The organism is Methylorubrum populi, assembly GCA_036946625.1.
GTDB classification, from domain to species: domain Bacteria; phylum Pseudomonadota; class Alphaproteobacteria; order Rhizobiales; family Beijerinckiaceae; genus Methylobacterium; species Methylobacterium populi_C.
In genome coordinates this window covers 710,794-734,676 of the sequence record JAQIIU010000002.1, presented here as the reverse complement: position 1 = coordinate 734,676, position 23,883 = coordinate 710,794, and the positions used below count along the sequence as shown (strand labels likewise).

At 70.1% G+C, this 23,883-nt stretch carries 21 protein-coding genes; 15 read left to right on the top strand and 6 right to left on the bottom strand.

Translation table 11 applies throughout. The features are described from left to right. The first annotated feature begins 58 nt into the window (after window positions 1-58). On the top strand, window positions 59-988 hold the full coding sequence (gene hemC, locus PGN25_05210) for a hydroxymethylbilane synthase (protein MEH3117013.1): 930 nt from the start codon (window positions 59-61) through the stop codon (window positions 986-988). Window positions 989-995: 7 nt separating this feature from the next. Here hemC and PGN25_05205 read toward each other — a convergent pair whose 3' ends face one another. Beyond that, on the bottom strand, window positions 996-2,060 hold the full coding sequence (locus PGN25_05205) for a GSCFA domain-containing protein (GenBank protein MEH3117012.1): 1,065 nt from the start codon (window positions 2,058-2,060) through the stop codon (window positions 996-998). Window positions 2,061-2,107: 47 nt separating this feature from the next. Here PGN25_05205 and PGN25_05200 point away from each other — a divergent pair, with 47 nt between their 5' ends. Continuing rightward, window positions 2,108-3,130, top strand: a complete 1,023-nt coding sequence (locus PGN25_05200; GenBank protein MEH3117011.1) for a WcbI family polysaccharide biosynthesis putative acetyltransferase — start codon at window positions 2,108-2,110, stop codon at window positions 3,128-3,130. Between the two features lie 33 nt (window positions 3,131-3,163). On the opposite strand, the gene PGN25_05195 is transcribed toward PGN25_05200, so the two are convergent. Then, window positions 3,164-3,562, bottom strand: a complete 399-nt coding sequence (locus PGN25_05195) for a response regulator (protein MEH3117010.1) — start codon at window positions 3,560-3,562, stop codon at window positions 3,164-3,166. A gap of 204 nt (window positions 3,563-3,766) precedes the next feature. Between PGN25_05195 and PGN25_05190 the strand changes: the two genes are divergently transcribed. From PGN25_05190 to PGN25_05145, 10 genes are all read left to right on the top strand, one after another. Next, a complete protein-coding gene (locus PGN25_05190) occupies window positions 3,767-4,024 on the top strand; it encodes an Hpt domain-containing protein (protein MEH3117009.1) in 258 nt (85 codons plus the stop codon). Window positions 4,025-4,367: 343 nt separating this feature from the next. Beyond that, complete coding sequence (gene pal, locus PGN25_05185; protein MEH3117008.1) at window positions 4,368-4,880, top strand: peptidoglycan-associated lipoprotein Pal; 513 nt, start codon at window positions 4,368-4,370, stop codon at window positions 4,878-4,880. 176 nt (window positions 4,881-5,056) lie between these two features. Beyond that, window positions 5,057-6,070: a tol-pal system protein YbgF gene (gene ybgF, locus PGN25_05180; protein ID MEH3117007.1), complete on the top strand. Its 1,014-nt coding sequence runs from the start codon at window positions 5,057-5,059 to the stop codon at window positions 6,068-6,070. Then, window positions 6,067-7,110: a tRNA lysidine(34) synthetase TilS gene (gene tilS / locus PGN25_05175; GenBank protein ID MEH3117006.1), complete on the top strand. Its 1,044-nt coding sequence runs from the start codon at window positions 6,067-6,069 to the stop codon at window positions 7,108-7,110. Before ybgF ends, tilS begins: the two co-directional genes overlap by 4 nt. A 140-nt stretch (window positions 7,111-7,250) precedes the next feature. Beyond that, the gene (gene ftsH / locus PGN25_05170; GenBank protein MEH3117005.1) at window positions 7,251-9,179 is read left to right on the top strand and encodes an ATP-dependent zinc metalloprotease FtsH; all 1,929 of its coding nucleotides are present in this window, start codon (window positions 7,251-7,253) and stop codon (window positions 9,177-9,179) included. A 336-nt stretch (window positions 9,180-9,515) separates the two neighbouring features. Next, window positions 9,516-10,856: a phosphoglucosamine mutase gene (gene glmM / locus PGN25_05165; GenBank protein MEH3117004.1), complete on the top strand. Its 1,341-nt coding sequence runs from the start codon at window positions 9,516-9,518 to the stop codon at window positions 10,854-10,856. Window positions 10,857-11,118: 262 nt separating this feature from the next. Continuing rightward, window positions 11,119-11,979: an outer membrane beta-barrel protein gene (locus tag PGN25_05160; GenBank protein MEH3117003.1), complete on the top strand. Its 861-nt coding sequence runs from the start codon at window positions 11,119-11,121 to the stop codon at window positions 11,977-11,979. 182 nt (window positions 11,980-12,161) lie between these two features. Then, the gene (locus PGN25_05155) at window positions 12,162-13,025 is read left to right on the top strand and encodes an outer membrane beta-barrel protein (GenBank protein MEH3117002.1); all 864 of its coding nucleotides are present in this window, start codon (window positions 12,162-12,164) and stop codon (window positions 13,023-13,025) included. A 414-nt stretch (window positions 13,026-13,439) separates the two neighbouring features. Further along, window positions 13,440-14,339, top strand: a complete 900-nt coding sequence (locus PGN25_05150; GenBank protein ID MEH3117001.1) for an outer membrane beta-barrel protein — start codon at window positions 13,440-13,442, stop codon at window positions 14,337-14,339. Window positions 14,340-14,365: 26 nt separating this feature from the next. Then, complete coding sequence (locus PGN25_05145; GenBank protein MEH3117000.1) at window positions 14,366-14,596, top strand: hypothetical protein; 231 nt, start codon at window positions 14,366-14,368, stop codon at window positions 14,594-14,596. A 12-nt stretch (window positions 14,597-14,608) separates the two neighbouring features. On the opposite strand, the gene PGN25_05140 is transcribed toward PGN25_05145, so the two are convergent. After that, window positions 14,609-15,157 carry an HNH endonuclease gene (locus PGN25_05140; GenBank protein MEH3116999.1) on the bottom strand — a complete coding sequence of 183 codons (549 nt, stop codon included), beginning with the start codon at window positions 15,155-15,157 and terminating at the stop codon, window positions 14,609-14,611. A 734-nt stretch (window positions 15,158-15,891) separates the two neighbouring features. On the opposite strand from PGN25_05140, the gene PGN25_05135 reads away from it, so the two are divergent. After that, on the top strand, window positions 15,892-18,606 hold the full coding sequence (locus PGN25_05135) for a DUF3772 domain-containing protein (GenBank protein ID MEH3116998.1): 2,715 nt from the start codon (window positions 15,892-15,894) through the stop codon (window positions 18,604-18,606). Between the two features lie 115 nt (window positions 18,607-18,721). After that, complete coding sequence (locus PGN25_05130; protein MEH3116997.1) at window positions 18,722-19,228, top strand: CAP domain-containing protein; 507 nt, start codon at window positions 18,722-18,724, stop codon at window positions 19,226-19,228. A 170-nt stretch (window positions 19,229-19,398) separates the two neighbouring features. On the opposite strand, the gene PGN25_05125 is transcribed toward PGN25_05130, so the two are convergent. Next, window positions 19,399-20,232 (bottom strand): flagellar motor protein MotB, encoded by an 834-nt coding sequence (locus PGN25_05125; GenBank protein ID MEH3116996.1) that lies wholly within the window; start codon window positions 20,230-20,232, stop codon window positions 19,399-19,401. A 26-nt stretch (window positions 20,233-20,258) separates the two neighbouring features. Continuing rightward, entirely contained in the window at window positions 20,259-21,032 is a 774-nt protein-coding gene (locus PGN25_05120) for a MotA/TolQ/ExbB proton channel family protein (GenBank protein ID MEH3116995.1), read from the bottom strand. Window positions 21,033-21,290: 258 nt separating this feature from the next. On the opposite strand from PGN25_05120, the gene PGN25_05115 reads away from it, so the two are divergent. Next, on the top strand, window positions 21,291-23,078 hold the full coding sequence (locus PGN25_05115; protein MEH3116994.1) for a glucan ABC transporter ATP-binding protein/ permease: 1,788 nt from the start codon (window positions 21,291-21,293) through the stop codon (window positions 23,076-23,078). 207 nt (window positions 23,079-23,285) lie between these two features. On the opposite strand, the gene PGN25_05110 is transcribed toward PGN25_05115, so the two are convergent. Further along, the gene (locus tag PGN25_05110; protein ID MEH3116993.1) at window positions 23,286-23,870 is read right to left on the bottom strand and encodes a hypothetical protein; all 585 of its coding nucleotides are present in this window, start codon (window positions 23,868-23,870) and stop codon (window positions 23,286-23,288) included. Window positions 23,871-23,883: the final 13 nt, after the last annotated feature.

Below are 23,883 nucleotides of genomic sequence, written 5' to 3'. Positions count from 1 at the left end.
CGCGGTCCAGGGCCGGGCCGGCGTGACGGGCGCCGCGGTCTCGGCTACAGCGCGGGGCATGACCCTCGCGCGACCCCTGAGAATCGGCACCCGCGGCAGCCCGATGGCGCTGGCCCAGACCGGCATGGTCCGCGACCGGATCGTCGCCGCCAATCCGGGGCTGGAGACGGAGATCGTCGTCGTCTCCACTGTGGCCGACCGGGTGCTCGACCGGCCGCTCTCGGAGATCGGCGGCAAGGGCCTGTTCACCAAGGAGTTGGAGCAGGCGCTGTTCGCCGACACCATCGACGTCGCCGTCCACTCCATGAAGGACGTGGAGACCTGGCTGCCCGACGGCCTCGTCATCGGCTGCATCCTGGAGCGGGACGACCCGCGCGACGCCTTCCTCGGCGCAGGGTCCGCGAACGGTCTGGCCGATCTCCCGAGCGGGGCACGGGTCGGCACCTCGTCCCTGCGGCGGGGCGCACAGGTGCTGATGCACCGCCCGGATCTCCGGATCGTCCCCTTGCGCGGCAACGCCAACACCCGCATGCGCAAGCTGGAGGCGGGGGAATGCGACGCCACGCTGCTCGCGCTCGCCGGGCTGCAACGGCTCGGCATGGAAGATGTCGCCCGCAGCGTGCTCTCGGTGGAGGAGATGCTTCCGGCCGTCGCGCAAGGCGCCCTCGGCGTCGAGTGCAGGGCGGGCGACGATGCGATCCGGGCGCTGCTGGCCCCGGTCGCCTGCGCGGTCACCACGACGGCGCTGAACGCGGAGCGCGGCCTTCTCGCCGAACTCGACGGATCGTGCCGCACGCCGATCGCCGCCCTGGCGCAGGTCAAGGGCGATCGCATCAGCCTCGACGGGCTCCTGTTCCTGCCGGACGGCAGCCGCCACTGGGCCGTCCAACGCGAGGGCGCGGCCGCCGACGCCGATGCCCTCGGCCGCGATGCCGGGGCCGAGTTGAAGCGGGCGGCGGGCGATGTCTACTTCGCCCACCTGAAATAGCGCCGCCTCAGGCGAGGCTGCGCTCGATCGTCTCCTCGTCGCAGACCACGCCCGCGGTGCCGGCGAACTCCACCTCGCCGGCATGGGCCGGACGGTCGACCCGCCCCCCGTCGTCGGAGGCGGGCGAGAAGGTCGTCATGAACGCGCGCATCACGTGGGCGACGCCGGCCTCGGCGATGCTGCGCTGATCCTCCTCGTAGTAGCGCCCGCCATTGGTGTGGCTCGTGATGATCTCGTAGGAGGGAAAGTAGACGAGGCGCGGGTCGCCGCGCGCGCACAACTCCCCGGCGGCGGCCCGCAGCACCGCCTTCGAATGCGCGTTCGCGACGAGCACGTGCTGGTCGCGATAGGTCGCGATCAGCGGCACCGGCGAGACGGTGAGGATCACCCGCGCGCCGGCGTTGACGCTCCACAGCCGGTCGAGGAAACCGCCGACATCGGCGATCACCTCCGCCGTGCCCGCGTTGACGAAGGCGACCTCGTCCGGATCGAACCGGCCGCCGGCGACACCCGGCGCGAGGGAGAGCGCCGCCCCGTCCGCCCGGCAGCGCCAGCCCTCGGTCAGGCCGAGCGTCACGACCAGCACGTCGAGGCTCTCGAACAGGTCGCGCACGCGGGCGAGGTGGCCGGCGCGGGCCTCGATCACCGCCGCCTCGTCGGCGAAACCGTCCGGTTCGACGGTCGGTCGGAACGGATCGACGAAGCGCCCGTCCTCGCGCCGCCACGCCTTCAATTGCGGATCGAAGGCGCCGAAGGCACGGTCGAACAGTTGCACGAACTGGCGCGGGCCGTAGAGATTGCCGTAGCGGGCCGAGAAGGTGCCGTACTGGCGCGAAGCCGCCTCGGCCTCGGTCATGCCCTCCGGCGCCGCCTCGGTGACGTGGTAGCGGAAACCGCCGCGCGCCAGCGCCTGCGAGACCCGCTGCGCGAAGCAGGAACCGGCCGTCGCGACCCGGTCGGTGCGGGCGATCGAGAAGGTTCCGCGCGGGCCCGGATCGAGGGCGAAAGGGGCGACGCCGGCCACCGCCTTGCGCCAGAATCGCTCGGCCGGTAGATCGCGGTAAGGGTTCATCGCCTGATCCGATCCTGCACGCCCGCCCACGAGAGGCCGCGCGCCGCTTGGCCTCCCTTGCCCACCTTTTCGGGCCGGTCGCACCGGCCGTCCAGGCGCTGTCCTCCCGCGCGTTCTCCCCGCGATCCTGGGCGAGACCGTGGCGGCAGGCCGCCGGGAGCCCGCGCATCGCCGTGATCGGCAATTGCCAGGCGACCGGCGTCGCGCAGGCGCTGCGGCTGCTGCTGCCGGGCGCCGCGGTCGAGACGATCCTCCTGGGTGGGCTCGGTCGGCGTTTCGGGCATATCGACCGGCTCGCGAACCATCTCGACCGGGCCGACCACGTCTTTTCGCACTTCTTCCCCGAGGGCTTCATCGCCGGCGGCAACGTCCACGCGCTGGCCGGGCGGGTGCCGCGCCTGCGGCTCTACCCGACGATCCTGTTCTCCGGCTTCCATCCCGATCTGGTCCATGTCGGCGACGAGGCGAGCCTGCGGCTCTCGCGGCTCGTCGCCTCGCCGGTCGGCCCCTACCATTCGGCCATCGCCCTCCAGGCCTTCCGCCGGGGCCTGAGCGTCGAGGCGACCCTGCGGCTCTATACAGGTGCCGTGTTCGAGCGGCTCGGGTACTTCGCCCTGTGGGACGCGAGTGCGGAGTACCTGTTGCGGATCGCCCGCGACGTCGGGTTCGACCTGAGCCGGGAATTCGCCCTCTGGACCCGCTCGGGCGTCTTCATGCACGTCATCAACCACCCGCGGCTGCCCGTGCTCGGCGACATCGCCCGGCGGCTCGCCCATGAAGCCGGCTGCCGGCCGCTCGACATCCCCGTCGAGGCCTACGCCCCCGACGCGCTGGCCGCCGAACCCGTCTGGCCTGTCCTGCCGCCGGTCGCCGAGCGCTACGGCGTGGCAGCCTCGACCCTGTTCAAGGGCGATGGGCGCCGCGATCCGCCGCGCCTGTTCGACCTTCCCGACTTCATCGCGGAGAGCTTCGCCCTCTACGCCCGGCACCGGGCGGAGGACCTGACCTGCGCCCGTATCGATGCATGGGAGGCGAACCCCGGCATCCGCGCACTCTTCGACGCGGCATAGGGCCATCCCGGGGCAATCCCGCGCGGGGGGCCGTCAACCGGCCACGCAAGGTTCGTTCTCGGCCTCGTTCGAGAGGGCCATCATGCTCGCCAGCGCCAGGATTTCCCGCGCCCGGAACGGCTTGCGGACATAGATGCTGCCGGGGACCGTGCGTCGCCCGACCTGCACTGCGGTCGAGGCGTAGATGACCGGTCCGTGAGGCCGACGCTCGCGGTAGGCGGCGGCCACGGTCCAGCCGTCGATCAGGCCGGGAAGGTTGATGTCGGTGAACAGCCAATCGATGGTCTCGCCGCCGGACCGGAGCATCGTCAGCGCGGCCTCTCCGCTCGACGCGGCGCGCACCCGCATGCCTTCCTGCTCGCACAGCCGCGTGAGCATCTCCAGCAACAGATAGTTGTCCTCGACGATGAGGACGGTCGGCGCGGCGAGCATGGCCCTCGTCCAGTTTGCGGCATGCCCATCACGCGGTCGAACGGTTAATGCTTCGTTAACCCGCAAGGCCCAAAGCAGTCTCCTGCAAAGCTGGGCGATGGAATGAACCGGGCCGACACGCACGTATCCGGCTTTGCCCGGCCAGCCGCCTTCGATCCCGAGATTTTGGCCGAACTCGAAGCTCTCTTCGGGAAGCCACGTCTCATGGAACTGCTCGGCGCTCTCGATCGAGAGATCGCGACCCGGATCGAGGCGCCCGCAGCCGAACCGGCGCACCTCGCCCGCGACGCGCATGCGCTCGTTTCGTCGAGCGGCGCGCTGTCCTTCCACGATCTTTCGGGCGCCTGCGCCGCCCTGGAACAGGCCTGCCTGAGCGGGGCCGAGATCAAGGCGGCCCTCGGCTCGGCGATCCAGGCCGCCCGCTGCGCCCGGGACGCGATCGCGACCCTGCGCGCCGCCTGACGCCGCACCTGTTGCTGCATTGCAACATCGAGCGCCGATGCGGCGCGAATCTCGACGGTGCCGCCGCCGCGCCGCAATCTTCGGCAGAACCCTGGGGCGCGCTGCGGTCGGGCTCGGGAGGAGGCTCCGGACATTCGGGGCGGTCCGTCCCGCGGGCGGACGACGAAGCGGACGCTTGCGTGAGGGACGCTTAACCGTCCGCGGCTATCGTTCGGGATGAGAGTGCCCCGGCCGATGATCGCGGATGCGTCGAAACGGGGAAGGCGGAGCCGGCCCACGATCGCACGATCGGAACCGGCGGAGAACGGACAACCGGCACGGCTCGGCCGTGAGGAGAGAGACGATGTCGACACCCGCGCGTTTCCGTGGGCTTTGCCTGACGCTGGCACTGTGCGCCGCACTCGGCCTCGGCGCCTGCAGCAAGGACAGCGACCTGGCCGATGCCTCCGGCTTCGGCGCGGGCGGTGCCGGCGGCGTGGCGCGCCCCGGCAGCGCCCAGGACTTCGTGGTGAACGTCGGCGACCGGGTGTTCTTCGAATCCGATTCCACCGATCTCACCCCGACCGCCACCGCCACCCTCGACAAGCAGGCCGCCTGGCTTCAGCGCTACGCGCGCTACAGCTTCCTGATCGAGGGACATGCCGACGAGCGCGGCACCCGCGAGTACAACTACTCGCTGGGCGCCCGCCGCGCCCAGACCGTGCAGGACTATCTCGCCTCCCGCGGCATCCCGGCCTCGCGGATGCGGACGGTGTCCTACGGCAAGGAGCGGCCGGTGGCGGTGTGCAACGACATCTCCTGCTGGTCGCAGAACCGCCGCGCCGTCAGCGTGCTGGACGGCGGCGCCGGCTCCTGACATTCGGGTGGCGGCCCGGTTTTGCGGCCGGCCGGGCCATCTGCTAACGGGTAAGAGTGCCTCACGAAACTCTCGATCACCATCCGCGCCCACTCCGGGCACGACGGCGCAGCGGGAGTTTCGTGAGAGACACCAAGCCGGCCCGCGAACGAGAAGACTGATCGGTGCCAGCCGCCATGCTCCGCCGCCTGCTCCTGACCCTCGGCCTCGGCCTCGCGATTTCGGGACCTGCGCGGGCGCAGGACGCCTCGGAACTCGTGGTCCGCCTCAATCGCCTCGAAAACGTCTCGCGGCAGCTCTCGGGGCAGATCGAGACGCTCCAGTACGAGAACCGACAGCTCAAGGAACAGCTTCGCAAGTTCCAGGAGGATGTCGAGTTCCGCTTCCAGGAAGGGAAGGGGAGTGGGGCCGCCCCGGCCCGCAAGGCTCCGGCTCCCGCCGCATCGCCTCCCTCGGCCGCGCCCTACGGCACCAATCCCGGCGACGGACGACCGGGCAAGCGCGGTGACGCCTTCGACCCGGAGCAGAACCCGAACGCGCTGGGCGCGCCGAAGCCGCTCGGCACGACGCAGCCCTCCCTGCCGCTGCCGTCCGGGGCGATCGCCGAGGCCGAGTCGCCATCGCGCCGCCCGGTCCCGCCGACGGCGGCGGATGCCGACGGCGCCGCCTCGGACGACATGGACCTGCCGCCGCCCGGTCTCGGCGGCCCGGTCGACCTGTCGCCGCCGCCCGCTCGCACCGGTTCGATCGGTCCGGTCGAAGCACCGGGCGGAAGCGCCAGCATCGCGGCGACCGGCAGCGGCGACGCGCAGGCCGATTTCGAGGCGGCCTACGCCCTGATCCGCGAGCGGCAGTACGAGCAGGCCGAGATGAGCCTGCGCCAGTTCATCCAGTCGCATCCCCGCGACCGCCTCGTCCCCAAGGCGACCTACTGGCTCGGTGAGAGCTACCTTCAGCGCAATCGCTCCCGCGAGGCCGCCGAGCAGTTCCTGAAGGTGTCGACCGACTACGCGAACTCGCCCGTCGCCCCGGAAGCCATGCTGAAGCTCGGCGCCTCGCTGCACGCGCTCGGCGCCAAGGCCCAGGCCTGCGCCACGCTCGCCGAGGTGGAGCGCAAGTTCCCGAGCGCGGGCGCCACCGTGCGCCAGGGCGTCGAGCGGGAGCAGAAGCGCGCCCGCTGCGCCGCTTGAGCGACGCCCCCGCCTCCCCCGACGAACACCTCGCCCGCGCCCTCGCTCCGTTTCTCGACAAGGCCGAAGCCAAGGTTCTGCTCGCCGTCTCGGGCGGACCGGATTCGACCGCCCTGATGCACGCGGCGGCCCGGATCGACGCCGCGGGCCGCCTGCGCGTCGCCACCGTCGATCACGGCCTGCGCCCGGGCTCCGCCGGGGAAGCGGCCGCCGTCGGACGTTGGGCCGCCGAACTCGGTCTCGCTCACACCGTCCTGACCTGGGACGCACCACGACGCGGCAGCCGGATCCAGGCCGCGGCCCGCGCCGCCCGCTACAGCCTGCTGGCCGGGCACGCGGCCGAGATCGGCGCCGAACGCGTCCTCACCGCGCATACTCTGGACGATCAGGCGGAGACGGTGCTGATGCGGCTCATCGCCGGCAGCGGTCCCGCCGGGCTTGCCGGAATGCGTCGCGAACGCCCCCTGGCTCCGGGCATCCGGCTGGCGCGGCCCTTCCTCGGCCTCCCGAAATCCGGCCTCGTGACCTATTGCGAGGTGCACCGGCTGCCGTTCCTGCGTGATCCCTCCAACGCGGACGAGCGCTTCGCCCGCGCGCGGCTGCGCCGGCTCCTGCCCCTGCTGGAGGCGGAGGGCCTGAGCGCCGCGCGCCTCGGCCGCCTCGCCGCCCGTGCGGCCCGGGACGAGGCGGCGTTGACGCAGCGGGCGCAGACCGTGCTGTCGGAGATCGCCCGCCCCGCGGAGAAGAGCCTCGCTCTCGACGGACTGCGCCTGCTGCGCGAACCCGCGGCGATCGCCCTGCGCGTTCTCGATGCCGCCCTCGAACGGGTCGTGCCCGACGGTGAGGCGACGGCTCCCAGGCGGCTGGAGCGCCTCGAAAGCCTCGTCCTCGAAGCGCTGCTGCCGGCTCTCGCCGAGGGGAGGGCGCTGCGCCGGACCCTGCGCGGCGTGCTGGTCGAGGCGCGAGCGAAGGGCGTCGTCCGCCTCGCGCCGGCGCCGCCGCGCGGAATCGCGACCGGGAGCGGGGAAGACGGCCGCTGACGCTTCCGCGCCCTCCCTCGCCGCGGGTGCGTCCGATTTACTTGGCAAGGGGAGGGGCGCCGCCTACATTGGCCCCGAGCGCGTGGAGCATGCCGCAACAACTGCGGGGAAGACGCCCGCACGCCTCCCAGGACCGATCGATGAACCCGAATTTCCGCAATTTCGCCCTGTGGGTCGTCATCTTCCTGCTGGTGCTCGCCCTCGTGACCCTGTTCCAGAATCCGGGTCACCGCGGCGGCGGCAGCGAGATCGCCTACAGCCAGCTCCTGAACGACGCCGATGCCGGCAAGATCCAATCCGTCACGATCTCCGGTCAGGACGTCAGCGGCACCTATGCGGGCGGCGGCAGCTTCTCGAGCTACATCCCCAACGATCCGGGCCTCGTCTCGAAGCTCCAGGGCAAGGGCGTGCAGATCACCGCGCGTCCACCCTCCGACAACACGCCCTGGTTCATCCAGCTTCTCGTGAGCTGGCTGCCGATCCTCGTCTTCATCGGCGCCTGGATCTTCCTCTCGCGCCAGATGCAGTCCGGGGCCGGCCGCGCCATGGGCTTCGGCAAGTCGAAGGCCAAACTCCTGAACGAGGCCCACGGCCGCGTCTCCTTCGAGGACGTGGCCGGCGTCGAGGAGGCGAAGGAGGATCTCCAGGAGATCGTCGAGTTCCTGCGCGATCCCCAGAAATTCCAGCGGCTCGGCGGGCGCATCCCCCGCGGCGTGCTCCTCGTCGGGCCGCCCGGCACCGGCAAGACCCTGATCGCCCGGGCGGTCGCGGGCGAGGCCAACGTGCCGTTCTTCACGATCTCCGGCTCGGACTTCGTCGAGATGTTCGTCGGCGTCGGCGCGAGCCGTGTGCGCGACATGTTCGAGCAGGCCAAGAAGAACGCCCCCTGCATCATCTTCATCGACGAGATCGACGCGGTCGGCCGCCATCGCGGCGCCGGCCTCGGCGGCGGCAACGACGAGCGCGAGCAGACCCTGAACCAGCTCCTCGTGGAGATGGACGGCTTCGAGGCCAACGAGGGCGTCATCATCATCGCGGCGACCAACCGCCCCGACGTGCTCGACCCCGCCCTGCTGCGTCCCGGCCGCTTCGACCGCCAGATCATGGTGCCGAACCCGGATGTCACCGGCCGCGAGCGCATCCTGCGCGTCCACGTCCGCAAGGTGCCGCTGGCTCCCGACGTCGACCTGAAGACCATCGCCCGCGGCACCCCCGGCTTCTCCGGCGCGGACCTCATGAACTTGGTCAACGAATCCGCACTCCTCGCCGCGCGTCGCGGAAAGCGCATCGTCACGATGCACGAGTTCGAGGACGCCAAGGACAAGGTGATGATGGGCGCCGAGCGGCGCACCCTGGTCATGACCGAGGACGAGAAGCGCCTTACCGCCTATCACGAGGGCGGCCACGCCATCGTCGCGCTGAACGTGCCGGCGACCGATCCGGTCCACAAGGCGACCATCATCCCCCGGGGCCGGGCCCTCGGCATGGTCATGCAGCTCCCCGAGCGCGACAAGCTGTCGATGTCGTTCGAGCAGATGACCTCGCGGCTGGCGATCATGATGGGCGGCCGCATCGCCGAGGAGATGATCTTCGGGGCCGACAAGGTCACCTCCGGGGCGCAATCCGACATCGAGCAGGCGACGCGCCTTGCCAAGATGATGGTGACCCGCTGGGGCTTCTCGCCCGAGCTCGGCACGGTGGCCTACGGCGACAACAACGACGAGGTCTTCCTCGGCATGTCGATGGGGCGGCAGCAGACGGTCTCGGAGGCGACCGCCCAGAAGATCGACGCGGAGGTTCGCCGCCTCGTCGAGACGGGCCTGGAGGAGGCGCGCCGCATCCTCGCCGAGCACAAGGACGACCTCGAGTCGCTGGCGCAGGGCCTTCTCGAGTACGAGACGCTTTCGGGCGACGAGATCCGCAAGCTGCTCCAGGGCGAGCCGCCGGTGCGCGACTCAGGCGACGTGCCGCCGGCCCCGGCCCGCGGCTCGCCGGTGCCCTCGACCGGCCGCGGCCGGCCGCGCGGCAGCGACGGCGGCCTGGAGCCGAGCCCGCAGCCGCAGGGCTGAAGCGATCCGGCGAAGCGACGGAAAAGAAGGGGCGCCGCGAGGCGCCCCTTCTTTCATGAGCGGCGGCCGGCCGCCGAAGACCGCTCCCGTGACCGGCGCAGACGAGGCCGCATCCCGATGTGAACTGGCTCGGACGATCCTCGGACCCCTTCTCGTCCTGCTGGCGATCCGTAAGAATCGTCGCCGCCGCGACGGCCGGAGACGCTGAGCCGCCGCATTTCGACCGCCTTTGTCGCTGAGCAACCGATTCACCACGCCCGTGATCCGCGCCGCCGGCCGGGCCTCGATCTGCTATCGTGGCCGTTCGCGGACCACGCGGAGCGCGGAGAAGCGACGTTGCGCAAGTATTTCGGAACCGACGGCGTCCGCGGGCGGGCCAACGGCGTCATCACGCCCGAACTCGCCCTCAAGGTGGGGCAGGCGGCGGGCGTCGTGTTCCAGCGCGGCGACCACCGCCATCGGGTGGTGGTCGGCAAGGATACGCGTTTGTCCGGCTACATGATCGAGACGGCGCTGGTCGCCGGCTTCACCTCGGTCGGCATGGACGTGCTGCTGCTCGGGCCGATGCCGACGCCGGCCGTCGCGATGCTGACGCGCTCGATGCGCGCCGATCTCGGCGTGATGATCTCGGCCTCGCACAACCCGTTCGAGGACAACGGCATCAAGCTGTTCGGTCCCGACGGGTTCAAGCTCAACGATGAACTGGAACTGGAGATCGAGGGGCTGATCGACGGCGACATGCGCCGCCGGCTCGCCGGCTCGCGCGATCTCGGCCGCGCCAAGCGGATCGAGAGCGTGCACGCGCGCTACATCGAGTTCGCCAAGCGCACGCTGCCCCGCCACGTCACCCTGGACGGCCTGCGCGTCGTCGTGGACTGCGCCAACGGCGCCGCCTACCGCGTCGCGCCGGAGACGCTGTGGGAACTCGGCGCCGAAGTGATCTCCATCGGCGTCGAGCCGGACGGGTTCAACATCAACCAGGATGTCGGCTCGACCGCGCCGGAGACCCTCGTGCAGAAGGTGCGCGAGTTGCGCGCCGATGTCGGCATCGCGCTCGACGGCGACGCGGACCGCGTGCTGATCGTCGACGAGAAGGGCCAGAAGGTCGACGGCGACCAGCTCATGGCCGCGGTCGCCCGCTCGTGGAAGGAGGACGAGCGCCTGACCCAGCCAGGTCTGGTCGCCACGATCATGTCGAATCTCGGCCTGGAGCGCTTCATCAACGGGCTCGGCCTCACCCTCGCCCGCACCGCCGTCGGCGACCGCTACGTGCTGGAGCATATGCGGGAGCACGGCTACAATCTCGGCGGCGAGCAATCCGGCCACATCATCATGTCGGATTACGCCACCACCGGCGACGGCCTCGTGGCGGCCCTCCAGCTTCTCAGCGTCGTCAAGCGTCGCGACCTTCCGGTGAGCGAGGTCTGCCACTGCTTCGAGCCGCTGCCGCAGATCCTGAAGAACGTCCGCTTCCGCTCCGGCGAGCCGCTGCGGGCCGATTCGGTCGTCACCGCGATCGCGCAGGCGAAGGACCGCCTGGGCCAGTCGGGCCGCCTGGTGATCCGTCCCTCCGGCACGGAACCGGTCATCCGCGTGATGGCCGAGGGCGACGACCGCGCGCTCGTGGCCGAAGTGGTCGACGAGGTGGTCGATGCCGTGACCCGCGCGGCGGCCTGAGCCCAAGCACAAGCGCAGGTTTCGCGCCCGTATAAGCGGGGCAGGAACGGAAGCGCGGCGGCTCCGACCCCGGCCGCGCTTCCCATCGACGAGATCAGAACGGGATCGCGGCGGCGTTTTTGCAGTTTTTCCGGTCGATGAGACAGATCGGCAAGACTAATTTTTACCGTTAAGCGCGACTTAACCTCCCTCGGTCATCCTTCCCCTCGCATCTCGGGCCGACCTGCCGTTCCGGCGCGCTCGACGGGTGAAGGAAATCTCAATGCGCCGCCGCTCTCACCTTTCCGCAATGGCGCGCGCCCTCACGCTCCTCGCGGGCGTCGGGGTGCCCGGCCTTGCACAGGCCGCCGACCTGCTCCCGCCGCCTCCGCCCGCGCCGCTGCCGGACGTCGCCGAATTCGCGGGCGGCTGGTATCTGCGTGTCGATGGCGGCTACGGCTCGCTCGATCTGCGCAAGACCATTGCCGAGGACGTGTCGCACCCACCCAAGCCCTACGACTACGTCGCCCTGCAGGACAAGGTCTCGAACCAGTACTTCATCGGCGGCGGCGTCGGCTACCAGATCAATCCGTGGCTGCGCGTCGACGCGACGGGCGAATACCGCTTCCGCTCCAAGTGGAAGCTCGTCGCCGAGGACAAGACCTGGGGCGACACCGGCGGGTACAACGTCACCGAGGGCCAGTTCGATTCCATCGTCGGACTCGTCAACGGCTACGTCGATCTCGGTACGTGGTACGGCGTGACGCCGTTCCTGGGCGCGGGCGTCGGCGTCGCCCATCACGGCTTCGGCGGGACGACCGACCGCGGCTTCGGGGCTTACGAGGGCGGCTACGGCATCGGCCGCCACAACGAGCGGACGAACTTCGCCTGGGCGCTTCATGCCGGTCTCGGCTACGACGTGACGCAGAACGTGAGGTTCGAGGTCGCCTACCGCTACCTGAACATGGGCGAGGCCACCACCGGGACCGTCACCTGCGCCCCGGACTGCCCGAAGACGGTCTACCGCGTGAAGGAACTCGAATCCCACGACGTCAGGGTCGGCCTGCGCTACCTGTTCGGCGCCCCCGTCGCCGTCGCGGCGGTGGACTACGCGCCGCCCCCGCCGCTGGTGCGCAAGTACTGATCTTCAGCTCCACGATCCCTTCGAATGACGCTCGACGGCGCGGAGACGATCCGCGCCGCTCGTGTTTTCAGCGTCGACGGCCGGTTAAGGTTAAGTCGATCATAACCTTTTTCTGCAAAGTTGCCGGTCAGCGGAAGTGCGGCCGCCCCCTGCTGCCGCAGCCCCTCCGACCGAGGCTCTCCATGATCGCACTGCATCGACTTGGACTCGCCGCGACGCTGGCGACCGGAACCTTCGTCGGCATCCTGGCCGGCGCCTTCGCATTGCCGGGCCGCGCCGTGGCGGCGGATCTGCCGCCGCTGCCGCCGGCCCCCGTCGAGGCCGCACCGGTGGCCATCGGCAGCGGCTGGTACCTGCGCGGCGACTTCACGCAGAGCTGGTACGACCACCCGCGCGACAACGCCATTCCCGATCCGAGCGATCCGGGCATGCCGCCGCTGGTGGGCCTCCGGCTGAGCCCGGAGAGCGGCTACGGTGGCGGCGTCGGCTATCAGATCAATCCGTGGCTGCGCGTCGATGCCACCATCGACCAGCGCGCCGCCTCGTCCTTCCGCGGCTACTCCTCGCGGTCGATCTTCCAGACCGGCTACAACCTCGAAGCCGGCAAGGTCGACGTGCTGACCGGCCTCGTCAACGTCTACGCCGATCTCGGCACGTGGTACGGCTTCACGCCCTATGTCGGCGCCGGCGTCGGCTTCGCCGACAAGCGGATGAGCCGCAACTACACCCAGACCACCTGCCTGATCGAGGGCTGCGACGGCCTCGACGGAACCGGCCCGCGCGAGCCGGCCTTCCGGGCCAACCATTCGGTCACGACCTTCGCCTGGGCGCTGACCGCGGGTCTCTCCTACGACATCGGCGCCGGCTTCAGCCTCGACGCGGCCTACCGCTACATCGATCTCGGCCAGATCCGGAGCGGCCTCGACATCTACGGCGGCGGCACTCGCCTGAAGGACCTCTCGGCCAACGAGTTCCGGGTCGGCCTGCGCTACCGCTTCGCCAACGGCCTGCTGCCGATTTTGCCCGCGCAGACCTACGGCTACTGAGAGCCTTTTTGACAGCGGTGATCCCATTTCGACCCTCATCCCGAGGTGCCGCGTGAGCGGCCTCGAAGGGTGTTCCAGATCCCGCGCGCGATCCCTGGAGCCCCCTTCGAGGCCTCCGCTGCGCTCCGGCACCTCAGGACGAGGGTTCAGGATGGGAGCAGGGCTTTCCTCTCGCCTTGCCGTTGCCTGACGAAGACACGGCGGCCGGTCAAACAGGCTCTGAGCCTTCCGCCCTTCGTTCTCGAAGACCGAGCGGCGCCCGGACTCGTTCCGGGCGCCGCTCGCATTCGCGCGCAGAGATTGCATCGAGGCACATCCTCGACGGGTCTTGGAACGCAAAATTAAGGTTACCGAAGTAAGACGGCAGGGTCAGCTCGGGGCATTCTTCGCATCCGATGCTTGAGGACGATACCGATGCGCGGCGCGACCCTGGCTCTCCTGGCAGCAGTTCTGACATCCCCGGCTCTGGCAGCGGATCTAGATTACGGGGTCCTGCGCGGCTCCGACGACGATTATGATGCGCCCGCGCCGATCGTCGATTGGAGCGGCTTCTATGTCGGCGGTCACGGCGGCTATTCTTCCGCCTCGCTCGGCTTCGGCAACTCCTTCCAGACGATCGTCGGCAACGCCCTCAGGCAGACCGTCGCCGAGTCCGAGATGAACGCCTCGCAACTGCTGGCACCGCGCGCGACGCACGTGAACGGCGGCAGCTACGGCGCATTCGTCGGCGTCAACTATCAGTTCGACGACGTCGTGGTCGGCATCGAAGCCGACTATACGTATCTCGGCCGGGTCGGCGGCACCTTCGACCAGATCAGCCGTTTCATGAACACCACGGACAATTACCGGACGACGGTCTCCCTGACGGGCCGCGCGACCACCAAAATCGAGGATTACGGCACCGTCCGCGGCCGGCTCGGCTACGCCTTCGGCAGCTTCCTCCCTTACGTCACCGGCGGCCTCGCAGTGGGTCGGGCCGTCGTCAGCGACACGGTGGACGTGCAGAATTACGGCTACGACCGAGCCGCCTACGCCGCCAACCAGTCGGGCGGTACGCAGACCTACATCAACAACTACGGCTACTCCGTCTTCAACCAGGGAGATCCGGCCGGCAGCATCCCGGCGCCCGGCATCGTCCACGGGGCGACCAAGAAGGTCACCATCGCAGGCATCGCCCTCGGCGCGGGCCTCGAATACGCGATCACGTCGAATTTCCTGCTGCGCGGCGAGTACCAGTACGTCCTGTTCAACGACTTCCAGGGCCACAAGGCCGAACTGAACACGGTGCGCGGCGGCGCCGCGATCAAATTCTGACGCGCGTGCGAAGATCGAGGGCCGCCATGCGCCGTCCGCTTTCCCTCGCCGTCGCGTCGCTCGCCGGCTTCGCCGCCCTGGTCCCGGCAGCGGAGGCCGGCGATCGTGCACGCCGCTACGCCGAACCGCTTCCGCCGGAGGTGCGCGATCCGCGGCCGCGCTTGCGCCCGCCGGTCGCGGCCTACGCCGTCCGGGCCTACGTGCCGCGGCCGACCTACCAGCCGATGTTCAACGAGCCGCCGCAGCCGCTGCGGTGACGGGGTGGTCCGTCAGGTGTCGAGCTCGCTGTCCCAGTAGAGATAGTCGAGCCAGGTGTGATGGTACTGGCGGTGGTCGAATTCCGGCTGGCGCCGGTGCAGCTCGTAGCGGGTCGGCCGGTGCGGCTCGTTGAGGAGCGGCATCTCCGCCTCGTCCGGCGTGCGGTTGGCCTTGCGCAGGTTGCACGGGGAACAGGCCGCCACGACGTTCTCCCAGGTGGAGAGGCCGCCGCGGGAGCGGGGCACGACGTGGTCGAAGGTCAGGCCGCCCGAGGGCAGGCGCAGGCCGCAATACTGGCAGGAGAAGGTGTCGCGCAGGTAGATGTTGTAGCGGGTGAAGGCCGGACTGCGGGCCAGGGCCACGTAGCTCTTCAGGGCGACGACGCTCGGCACCTTCAGGGACCGGCTCGGGCTGTGCGCCTCGACGTCGTAATTCGCGACCAGCGTGACGCGGTCGAGGAACAGGGCCGTGAACGCGTCCTTCCAGGACCACAACGAGAGCGGATTGTAGGAAAGCGGCCGGTAATCCGCGTTGAGCACCAGGGTCTGGAGATCGATCATCGACGCCACTCACTGCTCGTGACGGCGCCCCTCGGGCGCCTCGGCCCCGGACTTCGAAGGTCCGAAGGGCCATGCCGTGCCCGCGACGACCGGAGCCCAGGGGGCGCTTCGGAACCGTACCGGACGGCGTTGCGCCCCGGCACGAGTCTCCGGTCTGTCGCGCTCTCTCGCGCACCGTGCCGGAGATCGGTTCCGGAGCGATGCGTGCGCACCGATACACGCCGCACAGGCGCTCCGGCGGGGCGGCGAACGAGAATCGGTCTGATGGGGACGCGACGGCGACGGCTTCCCCGACCGGCGAGTCGTGCCGGTTCGCGCCGAAGCAGGACGGAGCGGACGATCAGCGCCGCCTCCTCGCTGCGTGAGGATATGGCCAAGTCCATCGCCGCTTAGTGTAATATCAGCGTGACAGGCTTGTGAAGGCGGACCGTGGGGCGCTGACGTCGCGGCTCCGGATTTTCCCGGATAAGGGGACGTCCGCCGCCGGCATCCGCACGCTTTCGCCCCATTGCGGGGGCAGACAGCGCCCCTCGACACTGTTTGTGCGCTGCGGAAGGTTTCGGGCCTCTCCCCCTCGGCGAACGGGCAAACGGCCCTAGCTCGGGGGTTGTGCGGTCCGAGCCGCGCTCCCGAACGATCGTCCGGCACCCGGGCATCGGACGGTTGCGGGCGGTCCGCTGGCCGCTCCGGCGCCGAAGAGCCGACGCGATCCGCGTCTTCCGCGAAGGACGATGATGCTACGACGTTCCCTCCTCGCCCGTTTCCGCCGCACGCTGCGCGGCACGGCCCTGGTCGCGACGCTGAGCGCGGCGGCCCTGCTTCCGAACGCGGCGACGGGGCAGGGGAGCCCGCCGCCGGCCCCGCAGCAGAAGGAAGCTCCGGCACCGCAGAACGGCCAGCCCGCGCCGGCCAACCCGCAGCCGGCGCCGGCCGCGAAACCGGCGGCTCCCAAGGCTCCGGTCTCGGAGGCGCTCCAGACCATCCGCGACCGGCTCGACACCATCAAGGCCGACCTCGAGGCGCGTGAGAAAGCCATCACCGGAGCCAATGTCGACGCCGGCGACCTGACCCGCGCCCGCGACGGTCTCGACCCGCTGGCCGACCGGCTGCGCACCGTCATCGACCTGCTCGGCCCGCGCCTGGAAGCCGCCCGCGAGCGCCTGGCCCAGATCGGCCCGAAGCCCAAGGAGGGCGAGGAGGGCGAGGACGTCGCCCGCGAGCGCGCCGAGCGCGAACAGGCGGTCAACGACATCGACGGGACGCAGCGCCTCGCCAAGTCGCTGCTGGTGCAGAGCGACCAGATCGTCGATCAGATCTCGAACCGCCGACGCGCCGCCTTCACCCGGGGCCTGTTCGAGCGCGCCTCGTCGCTGCTCAGCCCCGATCTGTGGATGCGGGTAGCGGCCGACATCCCGCGGGATCTCGGCTCCCTGCACAGCGGCCTCGACGACACCGTCGCCCTGTTCGGCCGCAACGGCAGCCTGTGGAACCTGCTGTTCCTCGGCCTCGCCTTCGGCCTGTCCTTCGCCCTGTATTTCGGGCGCCGCAACATCGCTCCGGCACTCGGGCGCCGGGACATCAACAACACCAATCCCTCCAAACGCGCCAAGCTCCTGGGCGCGTGGCGCGTGCTCCTGCTCGGCACGCTGCCGGCCCTGGCGGGAAGCTACGCGGTCTACTACGCGCTGGACGCCACCGAGCTGCTGCCGTCGCGATTCCTGCCGGTGGCCAGCACCATCCTCGGCGGCATCGCCTTCATCGCCTTCGTCGAGGCGACCGCCGACGCGCTGCTCGCCGTGAACAAGCCGGCCTGGCGCCCGGCGCCGGTCTCGGACGCCGCCGCGTGGCGCATCACCGCGCTCGCCGTCAGCATCGCCATCGTCATCACCGTGTCGAAGTCGACGGAGGCCTTGAACTCGGCGATCTACGCCGCGCTGCCGATCTCGATCGCCACCCGCGGCATCGGTGCGGTGACGGCGGCCCTCCTGCTCGCGATCGGCCTGCACCGCTTCGCCGACACGGCGGAGAAGGAAGAGGAGTGCTTCGGCCCCTACGTCGCCACGGAAACCTCGTCGGGCATCGGCGGTCCGCTGCGGCTGCTCGGCTGGGTCGCCGTGGCGGTGATCGCGCTCGCCCCCCTCGTCGGCTACGTCGCCCTCTCGGCCTTCCTCGTGGACCAACTGATCTGGACCGCGAGCATCCTCGTCCTGCTCTGGCTCCTGATCGTCAGCGCCGACGTGCTGGTCGGCGGCTCCCTGTGCGAAGAGACCCGCCTCGCCACGACGCTCCAGGCCAATACCGGCCTGCGCAAGCGCTCCCTCAACCAGATCGCGGTGCTGGTGACGGGCTTCGCCCGCGTGGTGCTGATCGCGCTCGCCGCCTTGTTCGCGCTGGCCCCCTGGGGCCTCGACACCACCGACGTGTTCTCGTCGATCCGCACCGCCTTCTTCGGCTTCAAGATCGGCGACGTGACGGTCTCGCCGTCGTCGATCGTCTTCGGCATCGGCATCCTCGCGGTCGGCATCCTCGTCACCCGGGCGGTGCAGCGCTGGCTCGAGAACACCTACCTGCCGGCGACCGACCTCGATGCGGGCCTGCGCAACTCCATCTCGACGGTGGCCGGCTATGTCGGCTTCCTGCTCGCCCTGGCGCTGACCTTCTCGTATCTGGGCCTGAGCCTGGAGAAGCTCACCATCGTCGCCGGCGCCCTCTCGGTCGGTATCGGTTTCGGCCTGCAATCGATCGTCAACAACTTCGTCTCGGGCCTGCTGCTGCTGTGGGAGCGTCCGATCCGCGTCGGCGATCAGGTGCTGATCGGCGACAGCGAGGGCATCGTGAAGCGCATCTCCGTGCGGTCCACCGAGATCCAGACCTTCGACCGCTCGGCCGTCATCGTGCCGAACTCGAACCTGATCTCGGGCATCGTGAAGAACCGGGTCCGCGGCGACCGGACCGGGCGGGTCGTCATCTCCGTCAACGTCCTGCGCAGCAAGGATCCGGTGCGGGCGGCCGAGATGATGGTCGAGTGCGCCGGGGCCCATCCGGACGTGCTGAAGGAGCCGCCGCCCCGGGTCGTGTTCAAGAAGATCGGCGACCCCTTCCTGGAGTTCGAGCTGATCGCCCTGGTGGTCGACGTGAACCTCGGACAGAAGGTGCAGAGCGACCTGAACTTCTCCGTGTTCAAGACCCTGGCCGATTCCGAGTTCATCCCGCCGATGGGCCCGGCCTCGAGCTTCATCACGGTGCAGGGCCTGGAGCCGGTGCGCGACGCCCTGGGCCAGATCGCCACCGCGGTGGGCGCCTCGACGACGCAGGTCATCGCCGCCCCGGCCCGATCCGAAGCGCAGGCGGTGGACGAGGAGGATCGATCCGCCGACGCCGCGGCGCGGGAGGAAGCCCGCCGCCCCGACAGCCAGCCCCAGGATCTGGGCCGCCGCCGCCACGGCTGATCCGCGAAAAACCGGCGGCCGGCCCCGAGGATGGCGCGGCCGGCCCGGTCGCGACACTTGAGTTCGTGCGCGGTCGGCCCCACCTGAGCCGTCTACCCACGGGAAACCCTCTTTCGTGCTCGGACGCCGGACCTTCCTCGCCGCCCCGGCGGCGCTCGCCCTCGCCGCCCTTCTTCAGGGCTGCGCCGGTCGGATGGCACCCGAGACGACCGGCCTGCCGAGCCTGTACCTGCCGCTCGCCACCGGCAGCACGTCGGTCGACACCGCGGCGGCGCGCGACATGATCTCGGCCTATCGCCGCAACAACGGCGCCGCGCCGCTCGCGATCGATCCGGAATTGCAGCGGCTGGCCGAGACCGAGGCCGCCGCCATGGCCGCCTCCGACCGGCCGAGCAAGAGCCAGACGGTGCGCGCGGCCGTGACCCGGCTCGGCTACGACGGAGCGGATGCCAACCTGTCCGCCGGCTATCACACCCTGGCGGAAGCCTTTTCGGGATGGCGCGACAGCCCTCCGCATCGCGCCGTCATGCTCGCGCCCGAGGCGACCCGGATGGGCATCGCGACGGCCTACGCGCCGGGCTCGAAATACAAGGTCTACTGGGCGCTGCTCGTCGCGAAGTAGGGAGTCATACGACTCCGGTCGATGACTTCGGCCTCTCCTCCGTCATTGCGAGGCTCGGCGCAAGCCATCCAGGGCGCGCCCTTTCCGGACCTGTCGCGCCCTGGATCGCTTCGCGGCCGCTCGCGATGACGGAGGGGGGCGAAACCCGAAGCGATCGATCGGAAACGGTATCACGGCACGATCCTGCCGTTCGGTGTCGGGGGCGCCTCGGAGAGCAGCGTCACCGTCACCCGTCGGTTGGCCGCGAGATAGGGGTTGTCCGGGAACATCGGCTCGGTATCGGCCTTGCCGGTCACCGAGGCGAAGCGGCCGTCCGGCAGGCCGGCATTGGCCAGAACGTCGCGCACGCTGAGCGCGCGGTTGGCCGAGAGTTCCCAGGGCGGGGCGGTGTCGCGGGTGCCGGGGCGGACGGTCGCGGTGAATCCGGTCACGGCGATGCGGTTCGGCAGCTTCATCAGCGTCGGCGCGAGGCGCTCCAGCAGGCGCCGGGTGCGGTCGTTGGGCCGGCTCGATCCTTCCGGGAACATCGAGCGGCCGTCCTGATCGACGATCGACACGTCGAGCCCCTTGCGGCTCGGCGCGATGATGATGTTCCTCGACAGTTCCGCCACCTCCGGCATGTCCTGCATCGCCTGCCGCAGGGAGGCGGCCGCCTGCCCGAAGGCGTCGGGGTAGCCGCGGTCGGGAATGCCGTCGTCGAGGCCGCTGTCGATCTGCGGCGGCGTGGTGCGGTCGGTGGCGCGTTCCGGCGGCACGTCGCGCAGGTGCTTGAACTTGTCGGCGGTCGGTATCCCCTCGCTTTCGAGGATGCCGGCAAACTTCGATTCCTTGTTCACGCCGAAGGCGTCGCGCATCGAGCCGGCGACGACCTGGAGCTTCTTCTGATCCTGCGTCGAGTAGGCGGCGATCATGACGAAGAAGCTCATCAGGAGCGCCATCAGGTCGGCGAAGGTCACGAACCAGCCGTGACCGCCATGGGCGCCGCCGCGCTTCTTCCTGGCCACCGGTCAGCCCCCCATCCCGCCCCGGTTCACGCCGGTTCCGCGGCGAGATCCTCGCGGTGGTTGTGCGGCAGGTAGGCGATCAGCATCTCGCGCACGAGCGAGGCGCTCTTCTGGTCGCGGATCAGCAGGATGCCGTCGATGATGAGGGAGCGCGACACGTCCTCCTCCTCGAGCTTCACGTGCAGCTTGTCGGCGATCGGCAGGGTCACGAGGTTGGCGATCAGCGCGCCGTACAGGGTCGCGAGCAGCGCGGTCGCCATGGCGGGGCCGAGCTTGGAGGGATCGGACATGTTGGCGAACATCGTCACCATGCCGAGGATGGTGCCGATCATGCCCCAGGCCGGGGCGCAGTCGCCGAAGGCGCGGTAGATCTTCGAGCCCTCGTCGAGATGCATCAGGAAGTTGTCGCGGTCGCGCTCCATCGTGTCGCGGATGAAGTCGCGGTCGTAGCCGTCGGCGATGTAGCGCGCGCCCTGCGCCAGGAACGGATCGGAAATCTCCATGTTCTCCAGGGCGATGGGCCCTGACTTGCGCACCACTTCGGCGATCCTGGTGATCTCCTCGATCAGCTCGTGCGGCTTCACCGAGCGCATGGTGAAGGCGTAGCGCAGGCCCATGGGCAGGCCGTGGGCGATGGTCGAGAACGGGAAGCGGATGATCGTCGCCATCACGGAGCCGCCGAAGATGACGATCACCGCGTGCTTGTCGAAATAGGCGGCGAAGTTGCCGCCGTCGATCATGATCAGCGTGAAGACCACGCCGATGCCGCCGAGCAGCCCCACACCGGTTGCGAGATCCATGACGCGACGCCCGAGCCCGGCCCATGATCGAGCCCGGGCCCGATCCTAAAAAAACAGGCTGAAAGAACGGTAAAGGGCTTGGGTTCCGGCCCCCTTCGCCGTCATGTGCCGTTCAGGGGAAACGCAGCATAGGTTCCCGCGCCGCTTGTCCGGCCGGCCTCGCAAGGGGGCCGCGGACCGAGAGGCGCCGGAACGGTCCGGCCCATCTTCGAACACCCCTCGGCGCTCGGGCCCGACGGGGCGGGGAGCGAGAACACGATGTCGATGATTCGACTCTATGCGCGGGTGCTCGGCCTGCTCGGAGCGGAGAAGCGGCTGGCCATCGGCCTGATCGTGGCCAACGTCGCGCTGGCGGTCGCGGCCTTCGCCGAGCCGCTGATCATGGGCCGCATCATCGACGGCCTGACCCATCTCTCGAAGGATGCGCCGGCCACCGCGCTGGTGCCGTGGATCGTGGCCTGGGTGGCGTTCGGCCTGTTCACCATCGGCGCGGGCGTCGCCATCGCCCTGCACGCGGACCGGCTCGCCCACCGCAACCGGCTCGCCACCATGGCGAACTTCTTCGAGCACGTGCTCGAACTGCCGATCGCCTTCCACTCTTCCAACCATTCCGGCCGCGTGCTGAAGGCGATGCTCGAGGGCACCAACGGCATGGCCTGGGTCTGGCTCAACTTCTTCCGCGAGCACTTCTCCGCCCTGCTCTCCGTCGGCGTGCTGCTGCCGCTGACGCTGTTCGTGAACTGGCGCCTCGGCGCGATCCTCGTCGTGCTCGTCCTCGTCTTCACCGCACTCGCCAGCTACGTGCTGCGCCGGACCGAGACGCTCCAGGGCGAGGTCGAGCAGTTCCAGTCGGGGCTGGCCGCCCACGCCTCCGACGCGCTCGGCAACGTCGCGGTGATCCAGTCCTTCACCCGCGCCCGGGCCGAGAAGGAGGCGATGCGCACCATCATCCACGACCTGCTGCGGGTGCAGATCCCGGTCCTGTCGTGGTGGGCGATGGCCAACGTCGCGACCCGCGCCTCGGGCACGCTGACCATGACCGCGATCTTCATCACCGGCATCGCCCTGCACCAGCACGGCGCCGCCTCGGTCGGCGAGATCGTCGCCTTCATGAGCCTCGCCACCATGCTGGTGACCAAGCTCGACCACGTCGTCACCTTCGTGAACGGGGTGTTCATGCAGGCGCCGAAGATGCGCGAGTTCTTCGACGTGCTCGACACGGTGCCGACCGTCCGCGACCGGCCGAACGCCAAGCCCGTCGCCCGGTTCGACGGCGCCGTCGCGTTCGAGGACGTCGCCTTCTCCTACGACGGCCGCCGCCGGGCGCTCGACGGCGTCTCCTTCACCGCCCTTCCGGGTGAGACGGTGGCGCTCGTCGGCACCACCGGCTCGGGCAAGTCGACCACGCTCGGCCTGCTGCACCGGACCTTCGACCCGGAAAGCGGCGCCATCCGCATCGACGGCACCGACATCCGCGACATCGGCCTCTCCAGCTTGCGCCACAACATCGGCGTCGTGTTCCAGGAGCCGATGCTGTTCAACCGCTCGATCCGCGAGAACCTCCAGGTCGGCCGCCCCGACGCGACCGATGCCGAAATGCTCGACGCGCTGGAGCGCGCCCAGGCCGGCGAGTTCATGGCCCGTCAGGCGGACGGCCTCGACACGATCATCGGCGAGCGGGGCCGGTCGCTGTCGGGCGGCGAGCGCCAGCGCCTGTCGATCGCCCGGGCGTTGCTGAAGAACCCGCCGGTGCTGATCCTCGACGAGGCGACGAGTGCCCTCGACGCGGCGACCGAGCGCAAGCTTCAGCAGGCGCTGGAGACGGTGATGGAGGGGCGCACCACCTTCGTGATCGCCCACCGCCTCGCCACCATCCGCAACGCCGACCGCATCCTCGTCTTCGAGAACGGCCGGATCGTCGAGGCCGGCGATTTCGACGCGTTGGTCGCGCTCAACCAGCGCTTCGCGGCGCTCGCCCGGGCCCAGTTCATGGCGGCCCAGGACGACGCAGCCCAGGACGACGAAGACCTGCCGCTCGCCGCCTGAGCCGTGTCATACGGTTTCCGGTTGATCGGCTCGGTTCCTCACCCGTCCTCGCGAGCGGCCGCGAAGCGATCCAGGGCGCGACCTGTCCGGAAAGGGCGCGCCCTGGATGGCCACGGCTTCGCCTCGCAAGGACGCAGGACAGGCCGAAGTCATCAGCCGGAGTCGTATCAGCCGGGCGGATCGTCGGCCCTGCGAACCGAGGAGGCTCTACGGACGGACGGCCATCCGCCCGGCGGGCCGCGGAGCGGTCTCGACACGCGGGGCCGCCAGCCCGTCGAAGGCGGCCTCGTCGAGTTCCAGCACCGGTAGCGGTCCGAGATCGACCGAAGGGGCAGGTGTCGGCTTGGCTGGCACCTTGGCGGGCGTCTTGGCGGGCGGCGCGGCCGCCGTCACGGCGATGGGAGCTTGGGTCCGCGGTTCCGACGAAACCGGCAGGGCCGGACTGTCGGGAACGGCGGCTGTCGGCGCCCCGGCCATCGGAGCGGTCTGCGGGGCCGGAGCGGCGCCGACGATGCGGACGGGCTCCGCCACCTCCCGGTCGGGCAGGGCGCCCTCGACCAGGGCCGGCGGGGGCGGTGCCGAGGCGCCGCCCCGGATCTGCGGCGCGACGGCCAGGGTCGCGGCCAGCGACAGGCCGACCAGACCGGCACTCATCGCCCAGACGGGTCTGCGGCCCGGACGATCCAGCGTCCTCAGCGGACCGGGCAGGATGCGGTTTCGGCGCAGGACGACGCGCGGCTGACGGAGCTGCGGCCACGGGTCCGGCGCCGAAGCGGTGTCGGCGAGCGACATCGGAATACCTCGG

Excerpts from the sequence above, each read along its gene's own strand:
- hemC (MEH3117013.1), top strand. The coding sequence starts at position 59 with ATGACCCTCGCGCGACCCCTGAGAATCGGCACCCGCGGCAGCCCGATG.
- PGN25_05205 (MEH3117012.1), bottom strand. The coding sequence starts at position 2,060 with ATGAACCCTTACCGCGATCTACCGGCCGAGCGATTCTGGCGCAAGGCG.
- PGN25_05195 (MEH3117010.1), bottom strand. The coding sequence starts at position 3,562 with ATGCTCGCCGCGCCGACCGTCCTCATCGTCGAGGACAACTATCTGTTG.
- PGN25_05190 (MEH3117009.1), top strand. The coding sequence starts at position 3,767 with ATGGAACTGCTCGGCGCTCTCGATCGAGAGATCGCGACCCGGATCGAG.
- pal (MEH3117008.1), top strand. The coding sequence starts at position 4,368 with ATGTCGACACCCGCGCGTTTCCGTGGGCTTTGCCTGACGCTGGCACTG.
- ybgF (MEH3117007.1), top strand. The coding sequence starts at position 5,057 with ATGCTCCGCCGCCTGCTCCTGACCCTCGGCCTCGGCCTCGCGATTTCG.
- ftsH (MEH3117005.1), top strand. The coding sequence starts at position 7,251 with ATGAACCCGAATTTCCGCAATTTCGCCCTGTGGGTCGTCATCTTCCTG.
- PGN25_05160 (MEH3117003.1), top strand. The coding sequence starts at position 11,119 with ATGCGCCGCCGCTCTCACCTTTCCGCAATGGCGCGCGCCCTCACGCTC.
- PGN25_05155 (MEH3117002.1), top strand. The coding sequence starts at position 12,162 with ATGATCGCACTGCATCGACTTGGACTCGCCGCGACGCTGGCGACCGGA.
- PGN25_05150 (MEH3117001.1), top strand. The coding sequence starts at position 13,440 with ATGCGCGGCGCGACCCTGGCTCTCCTGGCAGCAGTTCTGACATCCCCG.
- PGN25_05145 (MEH3117000.1), top strand. The coding sequence starts at position 14,366 with ATGCGCCGTCCGCTTTCCCTCGCCGTCGCGTCGCTCGCCGGCTTCGCC.
- PGN25_05140 (MEH3116999.1), bottom strand. The coding sequence starts at position 15,157 with ATGATCGATCTCCAGACCCTGGTGCTCAACGCGGATTACCGGCCGCTT.
- PGN25_05135 (MEH3116998.1), top strand. The coding sequence starts at position 15,892 with ATGCTACGACGTTCCCTCCTCGCCCGTTTCCGCCGCACGCTGCGCGGC.
- PGN25_05120 (MEH3116995.1), bottom strand. The coding sequence starts at position 21,032 with ATGGATCTCGCAACCGGTGTGGGGCTGCTCGGCGGCATCGGCGTGGTC.
- PGN25_05115 (MEH3116994.1), top strand. The coding sequence starts at position 21,291 with ATGTCGATGATTCGACTCTATGCGCGGGTGCTCGGCCTGCTCGGAGCG.
- PGN25_05110 (MEH3116993.1), bottom strand. The coding sequence starts at position 23,870 with ATGTCGCTCGCCGACACCGCTTCGGCGCCGGACCCGTGGCCGCAGCTC.